Source organism: Nonomuraea insulae, assembly GCF_042656245.1.
In genome coordinates, this window is sequence record NZ_JBHSPA010000011.1 from 184,124 (window position 1) to 203,804 (window position 19,681).

The window sequence follows — 19,681 nt, forward strand, 5'->3', positions numbered from 1 at the left end:
CGTGGGCCCGGGCCGGGCCCACGCCGGACGGTCACCGGACGACGATGGTCGTGAGCGCCCTGGGCTGGAGCGTCACCGTACGTCCCGTCACGGCGGACGGGGTGAGCGAGTCGTCGTCGTCGGTGAGGTAGGCCGTCGCCCGGCCGCGCACGCCCTGCCACGTGACGGCGGCGGTGCCGGTGTTGAGCACCTCGATCACGCGCGAGCCGTCGGCGTTGCGGAACGCTGAAACTTTCAGCGCCGGATCGGCCGCGCTCGCCTCCAGCCGCACCGCGCCCGGCCGGATGAACCTGCTGTACGCCGCCAGTGCCCACAGCCGTTTCGACACGTGGTATTCCTTGGCCGCGTCGTCGAGTTGCAGCAGCGCCCTGGTCGCTCCGCGCGATCCGCCCAGCCAGTAGACATAGGCGCTGACGTCGCCCAGCGTGAGCGCGTCGTGCACGGCCTGCGCGATCGTGAAGCCGTCGTAGCCGCTGCCGTCGTCCCAGTTCTCGTTCCAGGTGGTGCCGTTGGGGTTCCACTCCGACATCCAGGTGCGCTTGTTCGTCGGCAGCGGGGCGTCCACGGGGCTGGCGTAGGTGTGGCCGGTGTGCGTCTTCACCCAGCGGCGGGCCTCGGGGTCGGCCTCGATCGCCGCCGTGAACGCCTTGGCCTCGTTCCAGCCGAAGGAGTCGCAGCAGGCCAGCTTGACGTTCCTGGCGACCGGGCCCAGGACCTTGACGAACTGGGCGGCCTGCTCGGGGGTGAAACGCATGGAGGCGTACGTGGCCGTCCAGTCGGGCTCGTTCGTGAACCCCAGGTCGGTGATCTTGATGCCCTCCTTGGCGTAGAACTTCGTGTAGGCCACCAGGTAGTTCGCGTAGGCGCGCTGCCACTCGGGCAAGAGGGTGCCGCCGTTCTTGTCGTCGCCGTTGTCCTTCATGTAGCCGGGGGCGCTCCAGGCGTCGGCGAAGAAGCGCTTGACGCCGTACCGCTGGGCCTCCTTGGCCACCCAGACCTGGCTGTTGTCGTCGCCGTCCCAGATGTACTTGGGCGGGGCGTCAGGGCCGCCCGGATTGTCCGGCTGGATCGACACCATGTGGTCGTACGGGCTGCCGGTCGGCGAGGAGCCGACGCCGAGCCGCAGGATGCTGAGCCCGGCCCCCTTGTTCCGGTCGAACCACAGGTCGAGGACCTCCCGCTGCTGCGTCGCCGACAGGGCCTTGAGCAGCTCGTTCCGCCGGAAGGCCTGGGAGATGCCGAAGCCGTCGATCTCCTGGTGCCTGACGCGCTCGTTCACGGTGATGACGGATGGGTCGGCGGGATGTGTCGCGGGCAGGCCCAGCAGGGTGATCGCGACAAGTCCTCGTAACATGGCGCCTCCGAAAGTTTCGGGTTCATAGCGATACATTTCGCGGATCGCCGGAACCGTAAACGTCCGGAGGCGCCTGCGTCAACTGGCGGACTCGGCGCGCTCCTTGATGGTCAGCATCTGGCGGCGCACGGTCATGAAGTCGCCGACGTCCATCATCGCCAGGTAGCCGGTGCCGCGCAGGGAGGAGGAGCCGCGGATGCGCACGCGGAAGATCATCCGGGTCCTGCCGTCCTCCAGGTCGCGCAGGGAGACGGAGCAGCTGGTGGTGGCGTCCGCGCCGTGCAGGGCCAGCACGAGCGTGTGCGGGGGGTCGACCTGCTCGACGGTGAAATCGCCGCCCTGCAGCACCTCGCCGACCTTCACGTCCTGCGGCTCGCCGGGCGTGCCGCCCTGGCGGTAGCCGCCCAGCTGGATCAGCCAGGCCCAGACGTTGGCCGGCGGCGCGTCGACGGTGATGGCGCGGGTGGCCTGGTACTGCGGTTGACGGACGATGCCGTCGCCCGGCATCTCCGCGTGGACCTCGCGGTCGTCGGCGCCCCAGCGGAGGTGCCACGGGCGGACGGCCAGCAGGTAGCCTGCCGCCGCGCCGGTCGCCAGCCTGAACAGAGAGCGCGGCATGAACACGAACATACGAACTCCTTCGTACTGGTCGGAAGGCTCAGTCTCTGACGCGCGGCACGGCCGATCAACCCGACATTTCCCGTAATTTCCGAATAAACGGAAATGGCCACGTGAAGGACGCCGCGCCCTGCTGAGCCCGGCAGCGGGGACACTGGGGAAGGGTGCCGACGTGCGATCCGCACCGCTGGCAGAAGCGGCTCGATCCTAATGCGTACGCCAAAGCACCCTCCCGGAATATCACAAATAAAGAGGGCAAAATGCTGTTTGCCCGATTTGTGGACAGTGCCGCGCTTTTCCTGATCAGACTATTTGATGTCACCCCTGCCCGTCGCTCTTATGCTCTGCCGGCGAACGAGCTCAGCGCCCGAAGCAGATCGTCCGGCCGGCCTTGACCCGGTCCGCCTTGTACGTCACCTGGTCGATCGAGGCCCCCTCGGGGTCCACCAGGATGATCGTGTCGCCCTGGTTGCCGAGCTGCACGGCGCCGTCGAGGGTCACCCGCAGCGCGGCCCCGCCCTCGATCGCGCCCGTCAGCGCCTTGTGTCCACCGGCCGCGTCCGCCAGGCCCCAGCCCGCCAGGTCGAGCGTTCGCGAGGTCAGGTTCAGGAGCGTGACGCTCTCGTGGCCGCTGTCGGCCCCTGCCGGGTCCGGCAGGGCGGCCACGATCAGCAGATCGCCGACGGCGATGAGCGGGGGCTTGACCGGGGTGCCCGGTGGCGCCGGGTCGGGACTGATGATGAAGTCCTCGGGCCACATCGTGAGCTGGATCTGCTGCCCCGAGCCCTTGACCACGTCGTGCAGGTTGCCGCGTTCGAGCTTCGGGATCAGGAACAACTCGTCGTCCCGGTGGACCGCGTCGGCGCGCAACCAGGCGTCGAAGCCGTCGAAGTCGGTGAAGCCCGCTGCCAGGTACGGCACGATGCGCCGGAACAACTTCGGCCAGATCACCAGCCGCTCCAGCCCCTCCAGATCCGGTACGGTCGCCGCGCCGTTCGGGTCGGCGGTCGAGCGGGGCCAGATGCCGGTGGCCTTGCGCCTGGCCGCCTGCGACACCTCCGCCAGATGCGTACGCAGCTCACCAGGCAAGGTCGCGTAGAACGCCGGGTAGACCAGCCCGCCGGCCAGCAGTTGCCCGTTCGCGGAACGGTCCACGAGCGGCCCGTCGAGGAACACGGTGGCGCCGTCCGTCCCCGGGTGGTCGCCCGCGTAGACGAAGGCGATCAGCCGGCCGTTGGCGTCGATGCCGTTGGTGAGCACGTGGCCGCGGAGGGAGTCCTGGTCGGCGGACTGGACCTTGTTCGGCAGGTCCTCCCAGAAGCGCACGTTGGTGAAGCCGAGCACGCGCAGCAGCTCGTCGCGGGCCGCGTACGCGCCGGCGTCCTCCTGGTGGCTCTCCTCGAAGTGGGTCTCCAGCGCGTCGATGGCCTCCAGCCGTACGGAGACGCCGCGGCGGTTGATGTTCGCCGGCCGGCCGGAGGGCCGCGGCAGGGCCTCGACCAGGGCCGGGGAGTCGGGCAGGAACTTGACGGTGTCGCCGTCGGGCTCGGGTCCCTGGCGCGGCAGGTCCGGATACCGGATCACGAAGCTGCCGCGTAACAGCGTGTAACTCATGAGTGCCCCTATCGAAGTGCGTGACTGTCCCCGACTGGTAGCCAGCGGAGCGTAACTCTCCTATAGGGGACCGTCTACGGCGCTCAGATACCGTGAGGCGCTAATGAGCACCGGCGAACAGGGCTCGGATCTGTTCGGCCCCGCCGTGCCTGAGCCAGGCCGGGAAGTCCAGCAGGCCGGGGTGGCGTTCGCGCAGCGCCGCGATGTCGGCTCGCCACAGACCGCGCTCGTCCGCGAAGGCGCGTTCCGCCTCCTGGCGCAGACCGCTGCCGGAGACCTGCCGGTAGGTGACCTCGCGCCCGAGGCTGCGGCTGATGAGTTCCACCGTCCGGCTGGGGGTCAGCTCGTCTCCGGCGATCTCGATCGCCTGCCCGATGTACTCCCGCGGGCGGGTGAAGGCGAGGCGGGCCAGGGCGCCGATGTCGGTGACGGCGATGAGCTGCACCGGTGTCTCCGGGGCGAACAGGTGGATGAGCTCGCCGTCGACGATGCCGCCGAGGGGCAGTCCTGGAATGGTGTGGTTCTCCATGAACCGGACCGGCCGCAGGATCGTCGCGGGCAGGCCGAGCGCGCGTATGTGCTGCTCGATCTGCCATTTGTTCTCCCAGTAAGGGATGCCGGCGCCGCGGTCCGCGCCGCCGACCGAGGCGAACACGAAGTGGGCGGCGCCGGCTGCCGCCGCGGCGTCGGCGAGGTCACGGCCACGGCGGATCTCGCGTTCGGCGTCATCGTCGTCGGGCGTGACGCCGAAGACGCCATGGGCGCCGGCGGCGGCCGCCGCGAGCGAGCCGGGATCGTCGAGGTCTCCGACGTGCAGTTCGGCGCCTTGAGCTCTCAACGACCGGGCGGCCGGAGAGTCGGGGTCGCGGACGAGGGCGCGCACCGGACGGCCGGCGGCCAGGAGATGGGCGGCGGTGGCGCCGCCTTGGCGTCCGGTCGCACCGGTCACGAGGATGGGCTTGTCGGCAGTGTTCACCAGGGACCTTTCGAGGGGCGATAAGCTGAGACTGTCTCAAGAAACATATTGAGACTGTCTCAACTTGGCAATTTCGGGAGTGCCCATGACGACCGCCGGCCCGGCGCCGCAGCGCAGGATGCGTGCCGACGCGCGCAGAAACTACGAACGTCTGCTCGCCGAAGCGGCCACGGTCTTCGCCGAACACGGCGTCGAAGCCTCGCTGGAGGAGATCGCCCGGCGCGCCGGTGTGGCGAACGGCACGCTCTACAGCCATTTCCCCACCCGGCAGGCGCTTCTGGAGGCGTTGCTGCGCGACCGCATGCGAACGTTGTCCGACACCGCCCGCGATCTCCTCGATCACCCGTCCGCGGACGAGGCGTTGATCATCTGGGCGCGGGCGGCGATGGCGCACACCACGGTCTATCGAGGGCTGGCGACCTCGCTGATGCGCAGCATCGAAGATGAGACCTCGCAACTGCATGCCGCGTGCCAGGAGGTGCTCACCTCCGGCGAGCAGCTCCTCAAGCGCGCGCAGGCCGCCGGAACCGTGCGCGCCGATGCCACAGCCTCCGACCTTTACGCCCTGGTCAACGCGGTCGCCTGGGCCGGGGAACAGACCTCGCCCGCACAGGGCGAGCGCCTGTTGTCCTTCGGCATCGACGGGATGCGCCCCGCGGCCGGCTCGTGATGACGGCGCCTTCCCCGGCGTTCAGTGGCCGGAGCCGTGCGAGGAGGTGCGGGGCCGAGGGGCAGGACGGTCGGGGCGGTCAGGACGGTGTCCGGCATGTCCGGCGTGGGTGGCCTGTCCGGCACGTCCGGTGTGGGCTGCGTGGGTGGCCTGTCCGGTGTGGGCGGCGTGGGTGGTGCCTGGTTTGGGCGGGCCGTAGCCGAGGACGCCCATCATGCCCTGCTCCTGGTGGTAGAGGTTGTGGCAGTGGAACATCCACTCGCCGGGGTTGTCGGCGTGCACGTCGATGTTGAGGCGCTCGCGGGGCAGGATGTTGACCGTGTCCTTGCGCGGGCCGCGCTGCCCTGACACGCGGAGCTGGAAGGTGTGGCCGTGCAGGTGCATCGGATGCCACATGGGCGACTGGTTGTCCAGGACGATCCTGACCGTTTCGCCCCGGTCCACGCGCACCCGCAGCGGGTCTGCGGCGAGGCGGTCGTTGAGAGTCCACTCATTGCCGGACGGGCGCATGCCGAGCTTGACGGTGACGGTCCGTGAGGGTGGGCGGAGGTAGTCGGCGCGGCGGGCGTCGAGGTCCTGATATTTCAGCCGACGTCCGTTGAGCTGCGGGACCTCGACGTTCGTCGGCGGCGTGACGGCCGAGCGCGCGGTGCGTACCACCGCGAAGGCGCGCCCGCTCTTGCCCTCCGCCATCGCCACCAGCGGGAACGCCCCCGAGTCCAGCGTGACGAGGAAGTCGTAGCGCTCGCCCATGCCGATCAGGGCCGTGTCCACGGTGACGGGCGCGCAGGGGAAGCCGTCGGTGTGGGTGACGGTCAGGCGGTGGCCGCCGAGCGCGACGCGGAACGCCGTGTCGGCGGCGGCGTTGATCACCCGGAACCTGACCCGCCGCCCAGGACGGCTCAGGAACGTCGCGGGCGCGGCCGACATCCGGCCGTTGACCAGGTAGTACGAGTGGCGCAACTCGCCCGTCACCCCGCCGAGCACCGCGCTGCGCATGGTGTCGTCGTGCGCGGTGGAGGCGTTCAGCCGCTTGAGCGCGTCGTCGGGGGTGCCGGCGACGCCGTCCAGCCAGTCGTCGAGCACGACCGTGACCTCCTGGTCGTACCCGAGGGGCTCGTGCGGGTCCGCCACGATGAGCGGCCCGTACAGGCCGCGGTCGTTCTGCATGCCGACGTGCGAGTGGTAGAAGTACGTGCCGGCGTCGGGGACCCTGAACACGTAGTCGAACGTTCCTCCCGGCTGGGTGGGCGGCTGGGTGTAGCCGGGCGCGCCGTCCATCCGGGGGTCGATCCTGATGCCGTGCCAGTGCACGGTGGTCGGCGCGGGCAGGTCGTTGATCAGCCTGGCGCGTACGACGCCGCCCGCCGTGGCCTCGATGAGCGGGCCGGGCAAGATGTCGTCGTAGGCCCAGGTGGAGACGTCGCGCTTGCCCAGCGAGACCGTGGCAGGACGAGCCCGGAGCAGCACGCCACCGGGCGGTCGTGCCGCGACGGCGCTCGCCGGGGCGGTGCCCAGGGCGGCGAACATGCCGGTGACGAACAGCCTGCGGGACACCGACGACCATGCCGAACCATTCATAACAGATCCCCCCATCCACCTGGCAAGGTAACGGAGAGTGATCGCGAAAGCGGTGCGCCACGCTGATGATCAACCCAAGGCGGTCAGGAGCGTGGTGCGGCCGTGGAGCCGCGGACGACGAGGGTCACCGGCAGCAGGAGCGAGCGGGCCGGGCGGGCCGGCTGGTCGATGCAGTCCAGGAGCATGCGCGCGGCCTCCGCGCCCAGCTCGTGGTGCGGCACCGCGACCGTCGTCAGCGGGGGGCGGAGTTTGTCCAGGAACGGCATGTCGTTGAAGCCGATCACGCTCACGTCGTCCGGGCAGGAGATGCCGCGTTCCGCGAAGACGTCGTAGCAGCCGAGCGCGATGAGGTCGTTGCCCGCCATGATCGCGGTGAACTGAGCCTCGCCGGCCAGCAGCTCCCGCATGGCCGTCGCGCCGTCCTCCTCGCTCCAGCGGGCGCACTCGATCACGAGGTCGTCGGGCAGGCCGTGGTCGCGTACGGCGTGGCGGAAGGCTTGGGCGCGCACCCTGCCGGTGGAGGTGGTGAGGGGGCCCGACAGGTGGGCGATCCTGGTGTGGCCGAGGCGCACCAGATGGTCCACGGCGGCGGCCACGCCCGTGGCGTCGTCGCCCGTGACGGCGGGGATGCTCAGGTCCTCGACCTGGCGGTTGATCAGGACCATGGTGACGCCCTGCTGGTGCAGCCGCCGCAGCAGCGGGTGCTCCAGGCGGGCGGTGGCGACGATGAGGCCCTCGACCTGGCGGGAGCGGAGCGACTCGATCTGGGCGCGCTCGCGTTCGTCGTCGTTGTCGGTGTTGACGATCCAGACGTTGTAGCCGTCGGACTCCAGCACGCTCTCCACGCCGCGCACGATCGGCGGGAACAGCGGGTTGGTGAGGTCGGGGATGACCAGGCCGACCGTGCTGGAGCGGGAGGTCTTGAGGCTGCGGGCCGCCGAGTTGGGCTGGTAGCCGAGCGCCTGGGCGGCCCGCATGACACGGCGGGCCGTCTCCGCGCTGATCTGCTGGCGGGTCTTCGGGTTGAGGGCGCGCGAGGCCGTGGCGGTGTGCACGCCGGCGGCCTCGGCGACATCGCGGAGCGTGGGCGCCGGATTGGGGTTGCTCATCGTCCGCGACCGTCTCCCCGGTCGGAGGGGCCGGGGTTGGTCGGGTCGGGGTTGGTCGGACCAGGGTCGGTCGGACCAGGGTCGGTCGGACCAGGGTCGGTCGGACCAGGGTCGGTCGGACTAAGGCCGATGGGGCTGGGGTCGGTGGGGTCGGGGTCGAGCAGGCCGCGGTTGAGCAGGTCGCCGGTGGGGGCGTCGCCGTAGCGGCGTCTGAGGCCGAGGACCGTGGACAGCGACTCCACGTCCGCCAGGCCGTCGGCGACCAGGCCCTCGTCGGGGTCCTTCAGCCGGTCGAGGTAGCGTGTCGCGGCGGCCTCCGGCAGGCGCAGCGCCTCGGCGGCCTCCTCGGTGGCGACGGTGTCGGCCTCGCCGGCGAGGATCGCCAGGGCCGTCGCGCGCAGGTCGTCCGCCAGGGCCCGGACGGCGGGGTCGCCGCCGAGGGAGCACAGCACCGTGCCCAGGTAGGGGCGCGGCACCCCGGCCAGCCGCACCGCCCCCGCCTCCTGGGCGCGCAGGTCGGCGCCCGCGTTGAGCATGGTCGCCGCGCAGCCGCCACCCAGCAGCGCCTCCAGGCGGCGGGGTGTGGATCCGAGCGCGACCGTACGGTAGTCGCCTGGCCTCAGGCCGAGCGCTTCGAGCGCGGCGTAGAGCGCGAACGCGAACCCCGAGTCCGGCACGTCCACCCCGATCACCTCGCCCTTCAGCCCGGCCGCCGACGACACCCCTGGACGGGCGTAGAGGGCCAGGCCGAGGCCGCGATCCACGGCGGAGACGATCCGCACGTCGGCGGTCCTGCCGAGCGGGTTGCCCGGCACGAAGCGGTAGGCGATGACGTTGTCGGGGCTGGTCAGCGCGGCGTCGATCGTCCCGTCGAGGAGGGCGGCGAACTGGGCGGGGGAGGAGGCGACGGCCGTCTCGGCGACGTCCGGGCCGACCAGGCCGAGGCGGCGGCCGGTGCGCAGCAACACCGACGGGCTGAACGCGCCCACCGTCAGCGGCCGCCGCCCGGCCTTTCCCGCCGCCATCGTCCCCACAGCCACTCCCGTGTGTGCACTCGTTTGCACCAACCCGGATCAACCCCTTGACAGTAACTGCATTGAAACGGATGCTCCAAGCCAACGCAATCGTTTGCGGGGGATGCGATGAAAGCATCGGCCGAGGAGAGCTCATGACCCCCAGAGAACGCGCACCCCTGGCGGCGACGATGGCCGTCGTGCTGGCGTTGACGGCGTGCGGGCAACGACCGTCGGAGACGCGGGCGAGCGGGACGAGCGAGCCCGTCGTGATCGGCGTCTCCCTTCCCCTGACCGGCGACTTCGCCCAGCCGGGCGGCGAGGCCAAACGGGGCTACGAGATCTGGCGGGACATGGTGAACGCCAAGGGCGGCGTGCTGGGCAGGAAAGTGGAGCTGAAGATCGTCGATGACGCCAGCAACCAGGACACCGTGGTCGCCGACTATACGAAGCTGATCACGCAGGACAAGGTGGACCTGCTGCTGGGCACGTTCTCCTCGCTGCTGAACTACCCGGCCTCCGCCGTGGCCGAGAAGAACCGCATGGTGTTCGTGGAGCCGGCGGGCGGCGCGCCGGACATGTTCTCGCGGGGCTTCGACTATCTCTTCTTCGCCCAGCCCGCCACCGCCCCCCACCAGGCCGACGTGTTCGTGAACTGGGTCAAGTCGCTGCCGGAGGACGCCAGGCCCAAGTCGGCCGCCTACCCGAGCCAGGACGACCCGTTCGCGCTGCCGGTCATCAAGTCGATGCAGGCGCAGCTCGAAGCGCTGGGCGTGAAGACGCTCTACAGCGACGTCTACCCGGCCGACACCACGAACTTCCAGAGCGTGGCCGGCACGCTGGCCAGCAGGAAGCCCGACCTGGTGGCGCAGGGCGCGGTGTTCGAGGACGGGGTGGGCATGGTGCGCTCGCTCAAGCAGCTCGGGTTCTCGCCGAAGATGCTCTTCCAGACCTCCGCGCCGAGCAACTCCAGCCAGTACAGCGACGGCGTCGGCCTGGACAACACCGAGGGCGTCTTCTACACGGTGAGCTGGAACGAGAAGGCGACCACGCCGCTGAACGCCGAGTTCGTGGCCGCGTACAGGAAGGCGCACGACGCGGCGCCCGCCGAGGACGCCGCGGACGCTTTCGCCGCCGCGCAGGTGCTCCAGGCCGCTGTGGGGGCGGTCGGCGCGATCGACCAGGACAAGATCAAGGACTGGCTGCACGCGAACACCGTGCCGACCCTGCTCGGCCCGCTGAGCTGGAAGGACAACGGCGAGCCCGAGGGCAGCTTCCTGCTGGCCCAGTGGCAGGGCGGCAAGGTCGAGGTGGTCGGGCCGCCCGATCTGGCGACCGTGAAGACCGTGGTGAACCCCAAGCCCGGCTGGAAGTGAGCGATGGCGCACTTCCTCCAGGCGATCGTGCTGGGCCTGCTGATCGGCGGGGTCTACGCGTTGATGGCGTCGGGGCTGACGCTGATCTTCGGGGTGATGCGGATCATCAACGTCGCGCAGGGCGCGTTCCTGGTGCTGGTGGCGATGGTGACGTGGTGGCTCTGGAACCGGACCGGGATCGATCCGATCGTGGCGTCGGTGGTGACGACGCCGATGATGTTCGGGTTCGGATGGGTGTCCTACCGGCTGCTGATCTCGCGGATCCGGGGGGCGCCGGCGTCGATGTCGGTGCTGCTGACGTTCGGGTTCGCGCTGGTCATCGAGGGGGTGCTGAACCTCACCGCGGGCAACAAGTTCAAGTCGGCGAGCCCGTCGTATTTCGAGGAGTCCTTCCGGGTCGGTGCGGTGGCGCTGCCGAAGGCGCAGGTGTACGGGTTCGCGGCGGCGATGGGCGTGCTGGCGGTCCTGTACTACGTGCTCAACCGCACCTGGACCGGGCGGGCGATCAGGGCGGCCACGCAGAACCCGGCCGGTGCCGCGCTGGTGGGGGTGGGCGCGGCGGGCACGGCGGCGCTGGCGTTCGCGATCGGCAGCGCCACGGCCGGGGTCGGCGGGTCGATCCTGTCGGTCTTGTATCCGTTCTTTCCCGCCTCGCACTACGAGTGGATCTCGCGGCTGCTCGGGATCGTGGTGCTCGGCGGGCTGGGCAGCCTGCCCGGCGCGGTGGCGGGGGCGGTGATCCTGGGGCTGGCCGAGACGCTGACCGCGACGTACGGCTCTCTCGGCTGGTCCACCCTCGTGTTCTACCTGGTGATCATGGCAGTGCTGCTGGTCAGGCCGCAGGGACTGTTCGGGACGCGGGTACGGGAGGACGCGGCATGAGGGGCCATCTCGTGGCGGCGGCGTGCCTGGTCGCGCTGCTGGTCTATCCCGTGGTCAACCCGTGGCAGCCCTACCCGCAGGCGGTGCTGCTGCTCGGGTTCCTGCTGGCGATCCAGGCCACGAGCTGGAACATCATCTCCGGGTACGCCGGGTACATCTCGCTCGGGCACAGCATGTTCCTGGGCGTGGGGTCGTACACCGTGGGCATCCTCGCCCTGCGGTGGGGCGTCAACCCGCTGCTGGTCGCGCCGCTCGGCGGCGTGGTCGCGGCGGTCGTCGCGGTGCTGATCGGCTCGGTCGTGCTCAGGACGCGCGGCCACGCGTTCGTGATCATCACGATCGCGATGCTCCTGGCCGCGCAGATCGTCGCGGTCAACTCCAGGGGCCTGACGCGCGGCTCCGACGGGATCACGCTGGAGCTGCCGTTCTGGCACCGCGACTTCCAGAACATCCCCTTCTACTACGCCTTCCTGCTGCTGCTGGTGCTGACGGTGGCGTTCAGCGCGTGGATCAGGCGCACCAAGTTCGGCACGGGGCTGGTGGCGATCAGGGAGGACGAGGGCAAGGCCGCCTCCATCGGCGTGGACACCACCCGCTTCAAGATCGTCGCGTACGCGGCCAGCGCCTTCTTCATCGGCGTCGCCGGCGGCGTCTACGCCTACTACCTGACCTTCATCAACCCGGTCGGCTCCTTCGCCATCCTCGGCAGCGTCACGATCGTGCTGGCCGCGCTGGCGGGCGGGCGCGGCACGCTGTACGGCCCGGTGATCGGCGCGTTCGCCGTCAACCTGCTCAGCGAGGCGGCCACGGTCTACGCGGGCGGCGTGCAGTCGCGGGTGCTGCTGTTCGGCGGCGCGCTGGTGCTGGTGGTGTTGTTCCTGCCCAAGGGCCTGCTGCCGACCCTGTGGAGCCGGCGTCCCGCCCCCGTCGAGCACATCGCGCAGGTCGCGTCGGTGCGCGAACGGGTGCCGGCCGTGCCCGCGCCCGGCGAGGTGCTGCTGTCGCTCCGGGGCGTGTCCAAGCGGTTCGGCGGCCTGGTCGCGGTGGACGACGTCTCGCTCGACGTGCGCCAGGGCACGATCACGGCGCTGATCGGGCCGAACGGGTCGGGCAAGACCACGCTGTTCAACCTCGTCACCGGCGGGCTGCCCGCCGACTCGGGGGAGATCTGGTTCGACGGGCGGCGCGTGGACGGGCTGCGGCCGTGGCGGCGCTGCCATCTCGGGCTGGGGCGGTCATACCAGATGACCCGGCTGTTCGACGACATGACGGTACGGGAGAACGTGGTCGCCCCGCTGGCCGACTCCCGCTGGCGGACGATGTGGGCCGACGCCGTACGCGGCCACGAGGCCGACCGCGCCCGCGACCTGCTCGACCTCGTCGGCCTCGGCCGCTTCGCCGACCAGCGGGCGGGCGCGTTGTCGTACGGGCAGCGCAAACTGGTCGAGCTGGCCCAGGTCCTGATGCTGGAGCCCAAGCTGATCCTGCTCGACGAGCCCGCCGGCGGCGTGAACCCGACCCTGCTGGGCCACATCACCGGCGTCATCCGCGACCTCAACGCGGCCGGCGTCACCTTCCTCGTCGTCGAGCACAACATCCCGCTCGTGCTGGACCTGTGCGACCCGGTGGCGGTGCTGGCGGGCGGCCGGGTGATCGCCGAGGGGCCGCCTGGGCGCGTCAGGGAGGACCCGGCGGTGCTGGAGGCGTACCTGGGGACCGACTGGACGCCGGCGGTGAGATAGATGTTGCAGCTCAAGGCGGTGGTGGCGGGCTACGGCGGCGGCAGCGTGCTGCGCGGCGTGGACCTGGAGTGCGCCGAACGCACGATCACCTGCGTGGTCGGCCCGAACGGCGCGGGCAAGTCGACCGTCCTGCGCGTCATCAGCGGCCTGCTCGCCCCCACCGAGGGCGAGGTCCGCATGGACGGCGCGCCCATCGGCGGGCGCCCGCCCGACGAGATCCTGCGCCGCGGCATCGCCCAGGTGCCGCAGTCGCACGCCCTGTTCCCCGCCATGTCCGTGCAGGAGAACGTGCTCATGGGCGGCTACCTCATCCGCAGGGACAAGAAACTGCTGCGCGAACGCCTCGACCAGGTGCGCGAACGCCTGCCCATCGTCGCGGAGCGCGCCCGCGACCACGCCGGCAACCTCAGCGGCGGCCAGCGGCGCATGGTCGAGATCGCCCGCTGCCTCATGCTCGACCCCCGGCTCATCCTGCTCGACGAGCCGTCGCTCGGCCTGGACCCGCGCGCCCTGGCCGGCGTGGCCGAGGTCATCCACGACCTCAACGGGGCCGGCGCCACCGTGCTGCTGGTCGAGCAGAACGTCCGGCTCGGCCTCGGCCTGGCCACGCACGGCGTGGTGATGGAGGGCGGCAGGGTACGCCTGACCGGCACGGCCGCCGCCGTACGGGACAACCCCGAGATCGCGTCGCTCTACCTGGGAGGTGACACACGGTGGACGAGCGAGTCGCTTCCGCCATCGCGCACTGGGGACCCCGGTTCACCGCCAACGGCGTGACCGTCTCCGACTTCGAGCGCGTCACGCGTGGCCTGGACGTCTGGGACGACTGGTGCGCCGCCTGGTCGTCGGTGGCGGAAGAGCACGAGAAGCTGGGCCGGCAGGCGCTGGCCACCGGCCGGCACCTGTCGGCGGGCCGTCATCTGGCGCAGGCCGCGCTCTACTTCCACTTCGCCAAGTTCGTCTTCGTGGCCGACCACGACCAGATGCGCCGCGCCCACCTGCGCGCCGTGGCCTGCCTCGACGACGCCCTGCCGCACCTGTCCCCGCCAGGGCGGCGGGTCGAGATCGGCTTCGAGGGCGCGACGCTCGCCGGGATCCTCCGGCTGCCCCCGGGACCCGGACCGCATCCGGCGGTGCTCATGTTGTCCGGGCTGGACTCGGCCAAGGAGGAGCACGGGGTGGTCGAGCAGCTCTTCCTGGAGCGCGGGCTGGCCACGTTCGCGGTGGACGGGCCGGGGCAGGGGGAGGCCGAGTACGACCTGCCGATCAGGGGCGACTGGTCCCAGCCCGGCAAGGCGCTGCTCGACGCGCTGGCCGCCGAGCCGGGGATCGACGCGGCCAGGCTGGGGGTGTGGGGGGTCAGTTTGGGCGGATACTACGCGCCCCGGGTGGCGGCGGCCGAGCGCCACCGGGTCAAGGCGTGCGTGGCCCTCGCCGGGCCGTACGACTTCGGCGACTGCTGGTCGGGCCTGCCCGAGCTGACCAGGGACACCTTCCGCGTCCGGGCCGGGGCGGCCTCCGAGGAGGAGGCCAGGCGCATCGCCTACACGCTGACCATGGAGGGCTCGGCGGCGGCGATCACCGCGCCGCTGCTGGTCGTGTTCGGGCGCAGGGACCGGCTCATCCCCTGGCGGCAGGCCGAGCGGCTGGCCACCGCGGCAGGCGGGGACAGCGAGCTGCTCATGATCGAAGAGGGCAACCACGGCTGCGCCGACCGCGCCCCCTGGCACCGTCCGTACACCGCCGACTGGCTGGCCCAGCGGCTGAAAGGCGAAACAGGATGACTCAGACAGCAGGCTGGATCGGCACCGGGCGCATGGGCTTCCCCATGGCCGCGCGGCTGGCGGCGGCGGGCGTGGACGTGGCCGTGTGGAACCGTACGCGGGCCAAGGCGGAGCCGCTGCGCGAGCACGGCGCGCACGTCTCCGACACGATCGCCGGGCTGCGCGACCGCGACGTCGTCTTCACCATGGTCGCCACCTCCGACGACCTCACGCAGGTGCTCGGCGAACTCCTCGACGACGGCGGCGGGCCCGGCGTGGTCGTGGACTGCTCCACGATCTCCCCGGAGGCGTCGGCCGCCGCCCGCGAGGCCTGCGCGCGCGCCGGCACGGAGTTCCTGGCCGCGCCGGTCAGCGGCAACGGCAAGGTGGTGCGCGCGGGACTGCTCGGCATCGTCTGCTCGGGGCCGCGGGAGACCTACGACCGCGTGGCCGGGCTGCTGGCTCACCTTGGCCGGTCCGCCACGTACGTGGGCGAGGGCGAGACCGCCCGCCTGGTGAAGATCGCGCACAACCTGCTGCTCGGCGTCGTCACCCAGACGCTCGCCGAGATCACCGTGCTGGCCGAGAAGGGCGGGGTGCCCCGGCACGCCTTCCTGGAGTTCCTCAACGACAGCGTGGTCGGCTCGGCGTTCACCCGGTACAAGTCGCCCGCGTTCGTGCACCTCGACTACACGCCCACGTTCACCCCGGTCCTGCTGCGCAAGGACTTCGACCTGGGCCTGTCCGCCGCCCGCGCCCTGGACGTGCCCATGCCGGTCACCGCGCTCACCGCGCAACTCGTCCAGGCCGCCGTCGGCACCGGCAGGACCGGCGAGGACTTCGCCATCCTGCTCGACCTGCAGGCCGCCGCCTCCGGCCTGGAGCTCAAGCCCGAGGACGTTCCCGTGGACGACGGGCTCGCCTCATGACCGGCCCGCTTCCCGCTCCTGGCCACATGGGGGTCGACTACGAGCAGCGGGTCGACTTCGACCGCCTCAGGTCATACCGTCTCGGCCGCGCCCGCGCCGCCCTCGACGGCAGCGCGTGCGGCGCGTTCCTGCTGTTCGACTTCTACAACATCCGGTACGTCACCCAGACCTGGATCGGCGGCGCCCTCGGCGACAAGATGACCAGGTACGCCCTGCTCACCCGCGACCGCTCGCCCAGACTCTGGGACTTCGGCTCCGCCGCCCGCCACCACCGCCTCCACAGCCCGTGGCTGGACCCCGCCGACTGCCACGCGGGCATGCTGGGCCTGCGCGGCGCCATCGCCCCCAGCGCCGGGCTGATGGCCGACGCCGTACGCCAGATCAAGGGCCTGCTCGGCGAGGCCGGGCTGGACGGCGCGCCCGTGGGCGTGGACATCGTGGAGCCGCCGTTCCTGTTCGAGATGCAACGGCAGGGGCTCGCGGTGGTGGACTGCCAGCAGCTCATGCTGGACGCCCGCGTCATCAAGTCGCCCGACGAGATCATGCTGCTGACCCAGGCGGCCGCCATGGTGGACGGCGTCTACCAGGACGTCATGGAGGCGCTGAAACCCGGCGTACGGGAGAACGAGATCGTCGCCCTCGTCAACAAGCGGCTCTACGAGATGGGCTCCGATCAGGTGGAGGCGGTCAACGCGGTGAGCGGTGAGCGGTGCAACCCGCATCCGCACAACTTCTCCGATCGGCTCATCCGCCCCGGTGACCAGGCCTTCTTCGACATCATCCACTCCTACAACGGCTATCGGACGTGTTACTACCGCACATTCGGGGTGGGGAGCGCGACCGCCGCCCAGCGGGAGGCGTACGGCAAGGCCCGGGAGTGGATGGACGCCTCCATCGGGATGATCAAGCCCGGCGTCGGGACCGACCAGGTGGCCGCGGTGTGGCCCGAGGCCGCCGAGTTCGGGTTCGAGGACGAGATGGCGGCCTTCGGGCTGCAGTTCGGGCATGGGCTGGGGCTGGGGCTGCATGAGCGGCCGATCATCTCGCGGCTCAACAGCATGCGGGAGCCGGTCGAGCTGCGGGCCGGGATGGTGTTCGCGCTGGAGACGTACTGTCCGGCGAGCGACGGGTTCTCGGCGGCGAGGATCGAGGAGGAGGTCGTGGTGACGCCGGACGGGTGCCGGGTGCTGACCCTGTTCCCCGCGCAGGACCTGGTCGTCGCCAACGCCTACTGAGCCCGCCGAGCCCGCCGAGCCCGCCGAGCCCGCTGAGCCCGCTGAGCCCGCCGAGTCCGGCTACCGGATCGCGTTGATCACGGCTTCCCTGTCCAGCGGGAGGTCCCTGACCCGGGCGCCGAGCGTCGCGGCGAGCGCGTTCGCGATGGCCGCCGCCACCGGGCCCTGGGCCGCCTCGCCCGCGCCGAGAGAGGGCGTGCCTGGGTGCTCGACCAGCTCCACCGCCACCTCCGGCGCCTCCGAGAAGCGCAGGATGGGGTAGCTCTCCCAGTCGCCGCTGGTGATCGCGCGACGGTCGAACCGCACCCGCTCCTTCAGCGTCCAGCTCGTCGCCTGGGTGGCGCCGCCCTCGATCTGGTTGCGTACGCCGTCGGGGTTGACGACCTGGCCGACGTCCACGGCGATGGTCAGGCGGCGCACCCGTACGTCGTGCTCCGCCTCCACCTCCGCCACGGCCGCGCAGTAGGCGCCCACGCCCTTGTACCTGGCGAACCCCAGCCCCAGCCCGGGCCCGCCCCAACCGGCCGCGGTGGTGGCCCGCCGCAACACCTCGCGCGCCCGGGGGTCGCTCAGGTGGGCCAGCCGGTACGCCAGCGGGTCCATGCCCGCGGCCTGGGCCAGCTCGTCCATGAACGACTCGATCGCGAACACGTTCATGAACGCCCCCAGCGAGCGCAGCGACGACGAGCGGATCGGCGTCTCCAGCAGCCTGTGGCCGGTCACCTCCATCCGCGGGAAGTCGTAGATGGGCTCCGCGTTGCGCGTCATCCCCCCACCCGCCTGCGCCGGCGGCTCGGCGGCCGGCGGGTACGTCCACGGGTGTTCCAGGTGGGCTCCGGCGAGCAGGCCGGGCACTCCGGCGTACCCCGGGCGGCTGACGTGGCCCTGGCTCCACACGTCGTACTCCCACGAGCGCACCAGGCCCGCCTCGTCCACCACCGCCGCCACGTCCACCGACATGGCCGAGCCGAACGGCGCCCACGTCAGCTCGTCCCGCCTGCTCCACCGCACCTGCACCGGCCTGCCGCCGGCGGCGCGGGCCAGCAGGGCCGCGTCCAGCGCCACGTCGTCGGCGGCGTTGTGGCCGTAGCATCCCGCGCCCTCCACGTGGCGCACCTCGATGCGGTCATGGTCCAGGATCTGGGCGAGGGCCTTCCTGAGCGGGTGCACGCCCTGGGTGTGGCTCCAGACCTCCAGGGTGCCGTCCCGGTTCCAGCGGGCGGCGGCGCAGCTCGGGGCGATCGAGGCGTGCGCGATGAACGGCCTGCTGTAGGTGGCGCCGCGCACTTCGCCCCGCGGCCTGGCTCCGGTCGCTTCCCGTACGTGGACGGTCTCGTGCGGGCCCCGGCGGAGGAAGGCGGGCAGGTCGTGCTCGTCGGGCAGGGTGTCGCGTTCGTCCCACGCGGCGGCCTTGCCGAGGCGGGCGAGGGCGCGGTCGGCCTCCGGCTCGGTCTCGGCCAGCACGCCCAGGAACGAGCCGTCCCTGACCACGCGCAGGCCGGGGGTGGGGGCGAGGTGGCGGAGGCGGGCTGCGGGGGAGGGCGGGCGCAGGACACGTCCGTAGAGCAGGCCTTCCAGGCGGAGATCATGGATGAACCGGGGCCGCCCGGCCACCTTGTCGGGCAGGTCCAGCCGGGGCACACTCACCCCCACGAACACCGGCCCCTCGGCCCGCGCCACCTGCGCCGGATCGGCCTGCGTCGCGTCGGGTGGGCTGAAAGCGGGCGGCGCGGAGGTGGATGGCGCGGAGGTGGATGGCGCGGAGGTGGATGGCGCGGAAGTGGATGGCACGGAAGTGGATGGCGCGGAAGTGGATGGCGCGGGAGTGGGCGGCGCGGGAGTGGATGGCGCGGCGGTGGCGGATGGGGCAGGGGCGGGTGGTGGGGTGGCGAGGGCGGCGTAGGTGGTGGTCAGGAGGCCGCAGCGGAACTCTCCCCGTCGTACCGTCACCTCGGCCGGGGAGACGCCCCAGCGGCGGGCGGCCTCGGCGGTGCAGGCGGCGCGGACCTGGGCGCACGCCTCCCGGAGCAACGGGCCCGAGTGGGAGATGGACCTGCTTCCCGCCGTGAACCCCTCGTCCGGCCCCGCACCGGTACGGGCGGCCAGCATGCGCACCTGCCCCAGGTCGGCTCCCAGCGCGTCGGCCGCGATCTGGGCCAGCGCGGTGAGCACCCCCTGCCCGAGCTCAACCTTCCCGGCCCGCACCAGGATCACCCCATCGGCCCGAACCAGGACGGCCGCACCGGACCCCGCCGCGACCGGCGTCTGCGGGTCCGGCTCGACCGGGCTCACTCGGCCGCCTTGAGGACGGCGCGGACCACGCGGCGGTGCACGCCGCACCGGCACAGGTTGCGATCCAGAGCGGCCACCACGGCCTCCTCGTCCGGCCGGGGATCGGCGGCCAGCAGGGCGGCGGCGCTGATCATGATCCCCGACAGGCAGTAGCCGCACTGCCCCGCCTGCTCCTCCAGCACGGCCCGCTGCACCGGATGCGGCTCATCCCCGTCGGCGAGCCCTTCGACCGTCACCACCTCCCGCCCCTCGACGGCCGACAGCGGCGTGTCGCAGGAGGCCGTGACCCGCCCGTCGACCAGCACGAAGCAGGCCCCGCACAACCCCGCCCCGCACCCGAACCGCGTGCCCACCAGGCCGAGCTCGCCGCGCAACACATCGAGCAGCGGGGTCCCGGGATCGGACCGGGCCTCCACCGCATTGCCGTTCACGGTCAGAGGAACCATTCGACAACTCCACGTCTGATCCGAACCAGCCTATGCCCGAGCCGAAACGCGCTCACCTCTTGATCGAGCCGCACGTGAAGG

General features: G+C 71.5%; 17 protein-coding genes. 8 read left to right on the plus strand and 9 right to left on the minus strand.

The features are described from left to right. Nucleotides 1-31: 31 nt before the first annotated feature. From ACFPZ3_RS08280 to ACFPZ3_RS08295, 4 genes are all read right to left on the minus strand, one after another. On the minus strand, nucleotides 32-1,354 hold the full coding sequence (locus ACFPZ3_RS08280; protein ID WP_379513371.1) for a glycoside hydrolase family 30 protein: 1,323 nt from the start codon (nucleotides 1,352-1,354) through the stop codon (nucleotides 32-34). Nucleotides 1,355-1,432: 78 nt separating this feature from the next. Beyond that, nucleotides 1,433-1,972 carry an SRPBCC family protein gene (locus tag ACFPZ3_RS08285; protein ID WP_379513372.1) on the minus strand — a complete coding sequence of 180 codons (540 nt, stop codon included), beginning with the start codon at nucleotides 1,970-1,972 and terminating at the stop codon, nucleotides 1,433-1,435. A 360-nt stretch (nucleotides 1,973-2,332) separates the two neighbouring features. Next, the gene (locus ACFPZ3_RS08290) at nucleotides 2,333-3,586 is read right to left on the minus strand and encodes a lamin tail domain-containing protein (protein WP_379513373.1); all 1,254 of its coding nucleotides are present in this window, start codon (nucleotides 3,584-3,586) and stop codon (nucleotides 2,333-2,335) included. A gap of 100 nt (nucleotides 3,587-3,686) precedes the next feature. Beyond that, nucleotides 3,687-4,562, minus strand: coding sequence for an NmrA/HSCARG family protein (locus ACFPZ3_RS08295; protein WP_379513374.1), 876 nt, complete (start codon nucleotides 4,560-4,562; stop codon nucleotides 3,687-3,689). Nucleotides 4,563-4,647: 85 nt separating this feature from the next. Between ACFPZ3_RS08295 and ACFPZ3_RS08300 the strand changes: the two genes are divergently transcribed. Beyond that, nucleotides 4,648-5,232, plus strand: a complete 585-nt coding sequence (locus ACFPZ3_RS08300; protein WP_379513375.1) for a TetR/AcrR family transcriptional regulator — start codon at nucleotides 4,648-4,650, stop codon at nucleotides 5,230-5,232. 21 nt (nucleotides 5,233-5,253) lie between these two features. On the opposite strand, the gene ACFPZ3_RS08305 is transcribed toward ACFPZ3_RS08300, so the two are convergent. The 3 genes from ACFPZ3_RS08305 to ACFPZ3_RS08315 all read right to left on the minus strand — a co-directional run bounded on the left by ACFPZ3_RS08305 (nucleotide 5,254) and on the right by ACFPZ3_RS08315 (nucleotide 8,956). Then, nucleotides 5,254-6,813 (minus strand): multicopper oxidase family protein, encoded by a 1,560-nt coding sequence (locus ACFPZ3_RS08305; RefSeq protein WP_379513376.1) that lies wholly within the window; start codon nucleotides 6,811-6,813, stop codon nucleotides 5,254-5,256. Nucleotides 6,814-6,896: 83 nt separating this feature from the next. After that, nucleotides 6,897-7,922 carry a LacI family DNA-binding transcriptional regulator gene (locus ACFPZ3_RS08310; RefSeq protein WP_379513377.1) on the minus strand — a complete coding sequence of 342 codons (1,026 nt, stop codon included), beginning with the start codon at nucleotides 7,920-7,922 and terminating at the stop codon, nucleotides 6,897-6,899. Continuing rightward, on the minus strand, nucleotides 7,919-8,956 hold the full coding sequence (locus tag ACFPZ3_RS08315; protein WP_379513378.1) for an ABC transporter substrate-binding protein: 1,038 nt from the start codon (nucleotides 8,954-8,956) through the stop codon (nucleotides 7,919-7,921). The genes ACFPZ3_RS08310 and ACFPZ3_RS08315 overlap by 4 nt, the downstream gene beginning before the upstream one ends. Nucleotides 8,957-9,090: 134 nt before the next feature. On the opposite strand from ACFPZ3_RS08315, the gene ACFPZ3_RS08320 reads away from it, so the two are divergent. From ACFPZ3_RS08320 to ACFPZ3_RS08350, 7 genes are read left to right on the plus strand one after another with little or no spacing between them, the layout of a single operon-like run. Next, nucleotides 9,091-10,311 (plus strand): amino acid ABC transporter substrate-binding protein, encoded by a 1,221-nt coding sequence (locus tag ACFPZ3_RS08320; RefSeq protein ID WP_379513379.1) that lies wholly within the window; start codon nucleotides 9,091-9,093, stop codon nucleotides 10,309-10,311. 3 nt (nucleotides 10,312-10,314) lie between these two features. Beyond that, complete coding sequence (locus tag ACFPZ3_RS08325; protein ID WP_379513380.1) at nucleotides 10,315-11,193, plus strand: branched-chain amino acid ABC transporter permease; 879 nt, start codon at nucleotides 10,315-10,317, stop codon at nucleotides 11,191-11,193. Next, a complete protein-coding gene (locus ACFPZ3_RS08330; protein WP_379513381.1) occupies nucleotides 11,190-12,935 on the plus strand; it encodes a branched-chain amino acid ABC transporter ATP-binding protein/permease in 1,746 nt (581 codons plus the stop codon). The genes ACFPZ3_RS08325 and ACFPZ3_RS08330 overlap by 4 nt, the downstream gene beginning before the upstream one ends. Next, nucleotides 12,936-13,712, plus strand: coding sequence for an ABC transporter ATP-binding protein (locus tag ACFPZ3_RS08335; RefSeq protein ID WP_379513382.1), 777 nt, complete (start codon nucleotides 12,936-12,938; stop codon nucleotides 13,710-13,712). It abuts the gene before it with no gap. After that, nucleotides 13,649-14,719 carry an alpha/beta hydrolase family protein gene (locus ACFPZ3_RS08340; RefSeq protein ID WP_379513383.1) on the plus strand — a complete coding sequence of 357 codons (1,071 nt, stop codon included), beginning with the start codon at nucleotides 13,649-13,651 and terminating at the stop codon, nucleotides 14,717-14,719. The genes ACFPZ3_RS08335 and ACFPZ3_RS08340 overlap by 64 nt, the downstream gene beginning before the upstream one ends. Further along, complete coding sequence (locus ACFPZ3_RS08345; protein ID WP_379513384.1) at nucleotides 14,716-15,627, plus strand: NAD(P)-dependent oxidoreductase; 912 nt, start codon at nucleotides 14,716-14,718, stop codon at nucleotides 15,625-15,627. The genes ACFPZ3_RS08340 and ACFPZ3_RS08345 overlap by 4 nt, the downstream gene beginning before the upstream one ends. Beyond that, nucleotides 15,624-16,862 (plus strand): M24 family metallopeptidase, encoded by a 1,239-nt coding sequence (locus tag ACFPZ3_RS08350; RefSeq protein ID WP_379513385.1) that lies wholly within the window; start codon nucleotides 15,624-15,626, stop codon nucleotides 16,860-16,862. Before ACFPZ3_RS08345 ends, ACFPZ3_RS08350 begins: the two co-directional genes overlap by 4 nt. 60 nt (nucleotides 16,863-16,922) lie before the next feature. On the opposite strand, the gene ACFPZ3_RS08355 is transcribed toward ACFPZ3_RS08350, so the two are convergent. After that, nucleotides 16,923-19,154, minus strand: coding sequence for a molybdopterin cofactor-binding domain-containing protein (locus ACFPZ3_RS08355; RefSeq protein WP_379513386.1), 2,232 nt, complete (start codon nucleotides 19,152-19,154; stop codon nucleotides 16,923-16,925). Beyond that, the gene (locus ACFPZ3_RS08360) at nucleotides 19,151-19,600 is read right to left on the minus strand and encodes a (2Fe-2S)-binding protein (protein WP_379513387.1); all 450 of its coding nucleotides are present in this window, start codon (nucleotides 19,598-19,600) and stop codon (nucleotides 19,151-19,153) included. The genes ACFPZ3_RS08355 and ACFPZ3_RS08360 overlap by 4 nt, the downstream gene beginning before the upstream one ends. Nucleotides 19,601-19,681 lie beyond the last annotated feature (81 nt).